The sequence below is a fragment of the Tepidibacillus infernus genome (assembly GCF_048898065.1).
Lineage (GTDB): Bacteria > Bacillota > Bacilli > Tepidibacillales > Tepidibacillaceae > Tepidibacillus_B > Tepidibacillus_B infernus.
In genome coordinates, this window is the sequence record NZ_JBLWFI010000001.1 from 2,467,013 (window position 1) to 2,475,502 (window position 8,490).

8 protein-coding genes and 1 rRNA gene are annotated in these 8,490 nt (G+C 38.9%); all 9 read left to right on the top strand.

Going from position 1 to position 8,490, the window contains the following annotated elements; all coding sequences use genetic code 11:
• Positions 1–23 precede the first annotated feature (23 nt).
• Positions 24–1,238, top strand: a complete 1,215-nt coding sequence (gene folP / locus TEPIDINF_RS12385; protein WP_421692116.1) for a dihydropteroate synthase — start codon at positions 24–26, stop codon at positions 1,236–1,238.
• Positions 1,231–1,593, top strand: a complete 363-nt coding sequence (gene folB, locus TEPIDINF_RS12390; protein WP_069797938.1) for a dihydroneopterin aldolase — start codon at positions 1,231–1,233, stop codon at positions 1,591–1,593. Before folP ends, folB begins: the two co-directional genes overlap by 8 nt.
• The gene (gene folK, locus TEPIDINF_RS12395) at positions 1,590–2,081 is read left to right on the top strand and encodes a 2-amino-4-hydroxy-6-hydroxymethyldihydropteridine diphosphokinase (protein ID WP_421692117.1); all 492 of its coding nucleotides are present in this window, start codon (positions 1,590–1,592) and stop codon (positions 2,079–2,081) included. Before folB ends, folK begins: the two co-directional genes overlap by 4 nt.
• A complete protein-coding gene (locus TEPIDINF_RS12400) occupies positions 2,065–2,268 on the top strand; it encodes a helix-turn-helix domain-containing protein (RefSeq protein ID WP_068727117.1) in 204 nt (67 codons plus the stop codon). Before folK ends, TEPIDINF_RS12400 begins: the two co-directional genes overlap by 17 nt.
• A 26-nt stretch (positions 2,269–2,294) precedes the next feature.
• A complete protein-coding gene (gene dusB / locus TEPIDINF_RS12405) occupies positions 2,295–3,281 on the top strand; it encodes a tRNA dihydrouridine synthase DusB (RefSeq protein ID WP_421692118.1) in 987 nt (328 codons plus the stop codon).
• A gap of 238 nt (positions 3,282–3,519) precedes the next feature.
• Positions 3,520–3,996: a transcription elongation factor GreA gene (gene greA / locus TEPIDINF_RS12410; protein WP_068727121.1), complete on the top strand. Its 477-nt coding sequence runs from the start codon at positions 3,520–3,522 to the stop codon at positions 3,994–3,996.
• A 27-nt stretch (positions 3,997–4,023) separates the two neighbouring features.
• Positions 4,024–5,526: a lysine--tRNA ligase gene (lysS, locus tag TEPIDINF_RS12415; protein ID WP_421692119.1), complete on the top strand. Its 1,503-nt coding sequence runs from the start codon at positions 4,024–4,026 to the stop codon at positions 5,524–5,526.
• Positions 5,527–5,763: 237 nt separating this feature from the next.
• On the top strand, positions 5,764–6,531 hold the full coding sequence (locus tag TEPIDINF_RS12420; protein ID WP_069797946.1) for a TerC family protein: 768 nt from the start codon (positions 5,764–5,766) through the stop codon (positions 6,529–6,531).
• 375 nt (positions 6,532–6,906) lie between these two features.
• Positions 6,907–8,490: ribosomal RNA gene (locus tag TEPIDINF_RS12425) — 16S ribosomal RNA — on the top strand; the annotation flags it as partial.

Here is an 8,490-nt window from a genome sequence, read left to right on the forward strand (position 1 = left end):
AAATAAATGAGGAAGTGAAATTAGTGAAATATAATACTCATATGATTAAAATCAATAATAGAGAACAATTGCTTGAAGAAATGAGAAAACTTGGCGCTGATGAACCAGGTATACGTTTGATGGCTCCTAAAGCTGAAACAATCCTAATTAAAATTCAAAATCTATCCTTAAAGGCAGCAAATCTGATAAAACAAGAAATGTTGTCTAAAGGAGGAGATGCTGTTTTACATAAAGATGTATCGATGCTAACCAAAGAGACATCCGATGTGCTTCTAATAGGGACACGAAGACAATATTGGGAGATCATACGAAAATTAAAGGTTCAACCCTTTGGTTTAAAACAAGTAGGAAGAGAAATAGAATCTGTATTATATAGCGAAGATGTATCTAATAGGGAACGCACCCTTCACAGTAAAGGAATCGATTTAACTATAGGAAGGCATACTTTAGTCATGGGGATCCTTAATGTTACACCTGATTCCTTTTCTGATGGGGGGAAATACAATCAACTAGCTATTGCATTAAAACATGCAAAAAAAATGATAGCTGATGGAGCCGATATCATTGATGTTGGAGGTGAGTCGACTCGTCCTGGTCATCAAGAAGTTTCCGTTGAAGAAGAACTGGAACGGGTTATTCCAGTGATTCGAGCATTAGCTAAAGAGATTAAAGTACCTATTTCTGTTGATACGTATAAAGCTGAAGTCGCACAACAAGCCATTGAAGCAGGTGCCCATATTATTAATGATGTCTGGGGGTTTAAGAAAGACCCAAATATGGCTAAGGTTGTAGCAGAATATCAGGTCCCAGTCATCTTAATGCACAACCGAATGAATATGGAGTATGATTCTTTAATGGATGATATCATTGCAGACTTACGAGAGAGTATTCAGATAGCAATCACTGCTGGTGTTAAGGCCGATCAAATCATTTTAGATCCTGGTATAGGATTTGCCAAAACGTACCAAGATAATTTACAAGTCATGAATCGATTAGATGAAATTGTAGCTTTGGGTTATCCTGTTTTGTTAGGAACTTCTAGAAAGTCAATCATAGGGAATACGCTTCATTTACCTGTTGATGAAAGATTAGAGGGAACCGCAGCTACAGTAGCCATGGGGATCGTAAAAGGATGTAAAATCATGAGAGTGCATGATGTAAAAGAAATGAAAAGGGTTTGCAAAATGATGGATGCGATGATTTATATGGAAGGCAATAGTAGGTGGAGAAATGGATAAAATTATATTTGATAAGATGCAATTTTATGCATATCATGGAGTGTTTGAAGAAGAAAAAAAACTGGGTCAAAAATTTGAAGTAGATTTAGAAATGTACCTTGATTTAAAAAAAGCTGGGGAAACTGATTGTATTGAAGATACTGTAAACTATGCACAGGTTTATGAGGTCGTAAAACAACTGATCATGGGGAAACAACGCAAACTTCTTGAAGCTCTTGCTGAACATACTGCCAAGGAACTACTTAATACTTTTCCATTACATGAAGTGGTGGTAAGAGTTCGAAAGATTCAACCGCCTATTCCCGGCCATCTGGAAAGTGTGACTGTTGAAATCAGAAGAGGGATTGAAAGATGAGGGGTGTTTATTTAGGTTTGGGCTCAAATATGGGAGATCGATATCAATACTTAAGGTATGCAATAGATCAATTAAACCAACATCCTAATGTTAAGGTGATAGAAGAGTCCTCGATTTATGAGACAGAACCTTTTGGTAATAAAGAACAACCAGATTTTTTAAATATAGTTATAGAAGTTGAAACCAATCTGCAGCCAAAGGAGTTATTAGAATATATTCAAACAGTAGAACAGAATTTAGGTAGAACAAGGGAAATCCATTGGGGACCACGAACAATTGATATTGATATTCTATTATTTGGTGATAAGATAATTAACGATAAAGACCTAATTGTCCCACATCCTTATCTAACCAAGCGATTATTTGTTTTAATTCCTTTATCAGAAATCTATGATCAAGGTATACCCGGTTACCATATCACAATACAAGAAATGATCAAGAAGTTAGATCAAAAAGAAAGGTTGGAAAAGTATGAAAGGTATCAATAAACGAATTCGGGCCTTTCGTAAATTAAAAGGACTAACTCAACAAGATTTAGCAGATGAAATAGGGGTATCTGTAGCTGTGTTAGGATCAGTTGAAAGAGGGAACAGAGATCCTGATTTAATATTGCTTGAAAAAATTTGTTTAGCATTGCAAATAGATATGGATGAACTTCTTAAAGAAGAAGTATGAAATTCAAAAATCATCTGGAGGTAGGCATGAAGATAGGGAATGTCCAGCTAGAAAACAACGTAGTATTGGCATCTATGGCAGGGGTAAGCAATTATGCCTTTCGCTTGATTGCAAGAGAATTTGGAACAGGACTTGTAACGGCAGAAATGGTAAGTGATAAAGCAATTTTACAGAAAAACGAAAGATCCTTAAAAATGTTAGAAGTAGGAGAAGATGAGAAACCACTAAGCCTTCAAATTTTTGGCGGGGATAAAAGTAGTCTTGTAGAAGCAGCAAAGATTGTTGATCAATATACAAATGCGGATATTATTGATATCAATATGGGATGCCCTGTACCTAAAATAACCAGAAACGATGCTGGAGCCAAATTGTTATTACACCCTCCTAAGATTGAAGAGATGGTTGAAGCAGTTGTCAAAGAGGTAAAAAAACCTGTAACGGTAAAAATGAGAACAGGTTGGGACAGTGGGCATGTCTATGCGGTTGAAAATGCAAAGGCGATAGAAAGTGCAGGTGCAAGTGCGTTAGCCGTACATGGACGGACTAGAGAACAGATGTATAGCGGTAAAGCAGACTGGGATATCATCCGCCAGGTAAAAGAAGCTGTAAATATACCCGTAATTGGGAATGGGGATATATTTTCACCTGAAGATGCAAAAAGAATGATTGATCTAACGGGAGTAGATGGTGTAATGATTGGACGGGCAGCACTTGGGAACCCTTGGATCTTATACCGAACCGTTAAATACTTAACAGAAGGAAAGCTTTTACCTGAACCTTCTGCAAAGGAAAAGATAGATGTGGCTCTTTTGCATATGGATCGTTTAATACAGTTAAAGGGTGAAAATATAGGGGTAAAAGAAATGAGGAAGCATGCAGGATGGTATTTAAAAAACCTTCCTGGTGCAGCTAAAGTAAGAGAAATCATCAATGAAATAGATACAAAGGAAGAGATGAAGCGAGTATTGTTAGAATATGTAGAAAGTATCGAAGAGAATATGATTATTTCCTGAGTTCCACCTTTTTTCTGTAAATGGTTGACAATTGGTAACGATTGCAATATAATACCATTCAGACTAATTCAAAAACTTGAATGAACCTTGGTTCAAAAGCTTCTTAGTTCCGATTAAAGGAAGAAGCTTTTTGTTCTATATAAAATCAATCGCAAAGTAATTACATCTATTAGATTGTATATTTTATTGAAAAAAAACATATAATCGTATGGAAATCTTTCACAAAGGGGAATTATAAATGGCTGATAAAGAAGTAATATTAACGCCTTCCGGGTTGAAGAAATTAGAGGAAGAGCTAGAACACTTAAAAACGGTAAAACGCAGAGAAGTTGCAGAAAGAATTAAGATTGCAATTGGTTATGGTGACATTAGTGAAAACTCTGAATATGAAGATGCTAAAAATGAACAAGCTTTTATTGAAGGTAGAATTATTACATTAGAAAAAATGTTAAGAAACGCAAGGATTATCAATGATGATGATGTGAACACAGATGTGGTAAGCATAGGTTCAACTGTTAAGTTGAAGGACTTAGAGTTTAATGATATTGTTGAATATACGATTGTGGGATCAGCAGAATCTGACCCTACTGCAAATATGATCTCAAATGAATCTCCAGTTGGGAAAGCATTGCTAGGTAAGCAAAAAGGTGCTATTGTTGATGTAAATGTACCAGCAGGTGTCATTCAATATGAAATTCTAGATATAAAAAAATAATGAGTGAAGAAGTAGGAGTTGGTGAATATGAGCCAAGAGGTAGTTGAATTAAATGAACTGCTTCTTGTGCGTCGTCAAAAATTAGCCGAATTAAAGGAACTAGGTTTTGATCCTTTTGGCTATAAATTCGAAAGAACGCACACAGCACAAGAAATTTTAAATGAATTGAATCACTTAAGCAAAGAAGAAATTGAAATGAAGAATCTTCACGTTAAAATTGCTGGAAGAATTATGACAAAACGCCTACAAGGAAAGGCAGGCTTTGCTCATATTCAGGATTTAAGTGGTAAAATTCAAATTTATATCCGAATGGATCAAGTTACCGAACAGGAATTTAAAGCTTTTGAAATTTTAGATTTAGGCGATATCATTGGTATCGAAGGGAATGTTTTTAAAACAAATAAAGGAGAAACAAGTGTTAAAGTGCATCAATTACATATCCTTACAAAATCCCTATACCCTTTACCAGATAAATTTCACGGCTTAAAAGATGTAGAATTGAGATATCGCCAACGTTATGTTGATTTAATCATGAACCCTGAAGTAAAGCAAACTTTTGTAATAAGAAGTAAGGTTATCAAAGCATTAAGAAATTATTTGGATAAATTGGGCTATATTGAAGTAGAAACACCAACAATGCATGCCATTGCTGGAGGAGCTGCTGCCAGACCTTTTATCACCCATCATAATGCTTTAGATATGCAGTTATATATGAGGATTGCTATTGAGTTGCATTTAAAACGTCTTATCGTGGGTGGAATGGAGAAGGTTTACGAGATTGGACGTGTATTCCGTAATGAGGGTATCTCTACTAGGCACAATCCCGAGTTTACGATGCTTGAATTATATGAGGCTTATGGCGATTTTAAAACAATTATGGATTTAACTGAAAATGCGATTGCCTATGTTGCAAAGGAAGTATTAGGTACCACTAAAATTACTTATCAAGAACAAGAAATCAATCTAGATCCACCATGGGAAAGAATTTCAATGATTGATGCGATAAAGAAATATGTAGGTGTTGATCTTAGTCAGCATATGTCTGATGACGAGGCACGTGAACTAGCCAAACAATATCACGTTCAAGTTGAGCCCCATATGACTTATGGTCATATTGTTAATGAATTCTTTGAACAATTAGTAGAAGAAAAATTAGTCCAACCTACATTTGTATATGGTCATCCTGTAGAAATTTCTCCATTAGCAAAGAAAAATGAACAGGATCCTCGTTTTACAGACCGATTTGAATTGTTTATTGTGAGTCGTGAGCATGCAAATGCATTTACGGAATTAAATGATCCAATTGATCAAAGAGAACGTTTTGAGGCACAGTTAAAAGAACGGGAACAAGGAAATGAAGAGGCTCACGAAATGGATGAGGATTTTATTCATGCTTTAGAAATTGGAATGCCTCCTACAGGTGGCCTTGGGATTGGAATTGACCGATTAGTGATGCTACTAACTGATCAACCATCTATTCGTGATGTGCTTCTTTTCCCTCTCATGCGCGATAGAAGTCAAGAAGTTTAGAATGGTAAATAAAATAGATTGGCTTTTTTATCAATTCATGATATGATCTTCATAAATATTCAAATACACTTCTTTAAGGGGAGTAGCTTTTACAATAAAGTCGTCATTACAGGCTTAGCCTCGGCTTTATTGGCAAGTCTTTGTTAGCGAGACCTTTACCTAATTTTTTTGGGGTAAAGGTCTTTTGTATTTTTTAAGCCTAATTGATAAACGATAAAAAAAAGGAGGAAACAAAGAATGGATCTAGGAATATTAGCAGAATATGGGTGGACGTTGTTGGTATTGGTTGGACTTGAAGGATTACTAGCTGCTGACAATGCATTAGTGATGGCAGTCATGGTAAAACACTTACCAGAAAAAGAGAGAAAAAAGGCTTTATTTTATGGTTTGGCAGGTGCGTTTATCTTTCGCTTTGGTTCTTTGTTCATTATTTCGTATCTTATCGACGTTTGGCAGGTTCAGGCCATAGGAGCCATTTATTTAATTTATTTAGGTTTAAATCACGTCATCAAACAAAAACTTACGAAACATGAGAGTAGAAAAGACAACAAAGGAAATGGGGGCTCAAATTTTTGGATGACAGTCCTAAAAGTGGAGCTAGCCGATATCGCATTTGCAGTTGATTCTATACTTGCAGCTGTTGCGTTGGCGGTAACTTTACCACTGACAAATCTCCCTAATATAGGTGGGATGCATGGAGGGCACTTTATTGTTGTTCTATTAGGTGGTATTATTGGATTAATCTTGATCCGATTTGCAGCTAATAAATTTGTAGATTTGCTTCATAAAAGGCCTGGCCTAGAAACTGCAGCATATCTTGTTGTTGCTTGGGTAGGTGTGAAGTTAGCAGTCTATACCTTATCACATCCACAAGTAGCAATAATTGCTGAAGGATTTGCAGAAAGTAAAGCTTGGAAACTTACTTTTTGGATTGTACTTCTTACTATTTTGGTTAGTGGATGGTTTTTGTCCAAACCAAAAATACAAGAAAGTTTATCAGAGTAGTCTGGTTGAAAGCCCTCTAATAACATCATTATATTAGGGGGTTTCATAGGAATTGAACCAAATGCAATATATAGGGAAAATATAATTGACATAGTAACAAGGTATATATTATTATATTCTTTGCTGACTTATAATGATTTAGCAGTATTTAAAAATTAAAAAAGATATTGACTAATAGACAATATTTATGATAAAATAAATTTCGTTGTTGAAATTGCTCTTTGAAAACTGAACAGTGTAAAAGCCAAGCGTACCACAGAAATGTGGACCTAATCAATTTATTAGAGTTAAGGATAACTTTTTATGCCCTTGTGATGATGCTCATGTAGCTGAATCACAGGACTAGAAACTCTAAATGCTAAAACATTAAAAGTTTCTATGGAGAGTTTGATCCTGGCTCAGGACGAACGCTGGCGGCGTGCCTAATACATGCAAGTCGAATGACAGGTGTCAGATATCAGAGGCCAGAGGTCAGAGTGAATGACCTCTCGAGGAAGTAAAACGGATTTGAAAGTAAACATCGTAGTATTGCTTTCATCCGGCTTCCGGTTTCCGATATCTGACATCTGGAATGGCGGACGGGTGAGTAACACGTGGGCAACCTGCCTGTAAGACTGGGATAACCCCGGGAAACCGGAGCTAATACCAGATAAGAGAACATCTCGCATGAGATGAACTAGAAAGGTGGCGCAAGCTACCACTTACAGATGGGCCCGCGGCGCATTAGCTAGTTGGTAGGGTAACGGCCTACCAAGGCGACGATGCGTAGCCGACCTGAGAGGGTGATCGGCCACACTGGGACTGAGACACGGCCCAGACTCCTACGGGAGGCAGCAGTAGGGAATCTTCCGCAATGGACGAAAGTCTGACGGAGCAACGCCGCGTGAGTGATGAAGGTTTTCGGATTGTAAAACTCTGTCATTAGGGAAGAACAAGTATAGGATGAACAAGCCTGTACCTTGACGGTACCTAAGGAGGAAGCCCCGGCTAACTACGTGCCAGCAGCCGCGGTAATACGTAGGGGGCAAGCGTTGTCCGGAATTATTGGGCGTAAAGCGCGCGCAGGCGGTTCTTTAAGTCTGATGTGAAAGCCCACGGCTCAACCGTGGAGGGTCATTGGAAACTGGAGGACTTGAGTGCAGGAGAGGGAAGTGGAATTCCACGTGTAGCGGTGAAATGCGTAGAGATGTGGAGGAACACCAGTGGCGAAGGCGACTTTCTGGCCTGTAACTGACGCTGAGGCGCGAAAGCGTGGGGAGCAAACAGGATTAGATACCCTGGTAGTCCACGCCGTAAACGATGAGTGCTAGGTGTTAGGGGTTTCGATACCCTTAGTGCCGAAGTTAACACATTAAGCACTCCGCCTGGGGAGTACGGCCGCAAGGCTGAAACTCAAAGGAATTGACGGGGGCCCGCACAAGCAGTGGAGCATGTGGTTTAATTCGAAGCAACGCGAAGAACCTTACCAGGGCTTGACATCCCGTTGCCTGGTCTAGAGATAGACCTTTCCCTTCGGGGACAACGGTGACAGGTGGTGCATGGTTGTCGTCAGCTCGTGTCGTGAGATGTTGGGTTAAGTCCCGCAACGAGCGCAACCCTTAATCTTAGTTGCCAGCATTCAGATGGGCACTCTAAGGTGACTGCCGGTGACAAACCGGAGGAAGGTGGGGATGACGTCAAATCATCATGCCCCTTATGTCCTGGGCTACACACGTGCTACAATGGCTGGTACAAAGGGTAGCGAAGCCGTGAGGTGGAGCCAATCCCAAAAAACCAGTCTCAGTTCGGATTGTAGGCTGCAACTCGCCTACATGAAGCCGGAATTGCTAGTAATCGCGGATCAGCATGCCGCGGTGAATACGTTCCCGGGCCTTGTACACACCGCCCGTCACACCACGAGAGTTTGCAACACCCGAAGTCGGTGAGGTAACCGCAAGGAGCCAGCCGCCGAAGGTGGGG

Coding starts and splice junctions, on each gene's coding strand:
- greA (WP_068727121.1), top strand. CDS start 3,520: ATGGCTGATAAAGAAGTAATATTAACGCCTTCCGGGTTGAAGAAATTA.
- dusB (WP_421692118.1), top strand. CDS start 2,295: ATGAAGATAGGGAATGTCCAGCTAGAAAACAACGTAGTATTGGCATCT.
- folB (WP_069797938.1), top strand. CDS start 1,231: ATGGATAAAATTATATTTGATAAGATGCAATTTTATGCATATCATGGA.
- TEPIDINF_RS12400 (WP_068727117.1), top strand. CDS start 2,065: ATGAAAGGTATCAATAAACGAATTCGGGCCTTTCGTAAATTAAAAGGA.
- TEPIDINF_RS12420 (WP_069797946.1), top strand. CDS start 5,764: ATGGATCTAGGAATATTAGCAGAATATGGGTGGACGTTGTTGGTATTG.
- lysS (WP_421692119.1), top strand. CDS start 4,024: ATGAGCCAAGAGGTAGTTGAATTAAATGAACTGCTTCTTGTGCGTCGT.
- folK (WP_421692117.1), top strand. CDS start 1,590: ATGAGGGGTGTTTATTTAGGTTTGGGCTCAAATATGGGAGATCGATAT.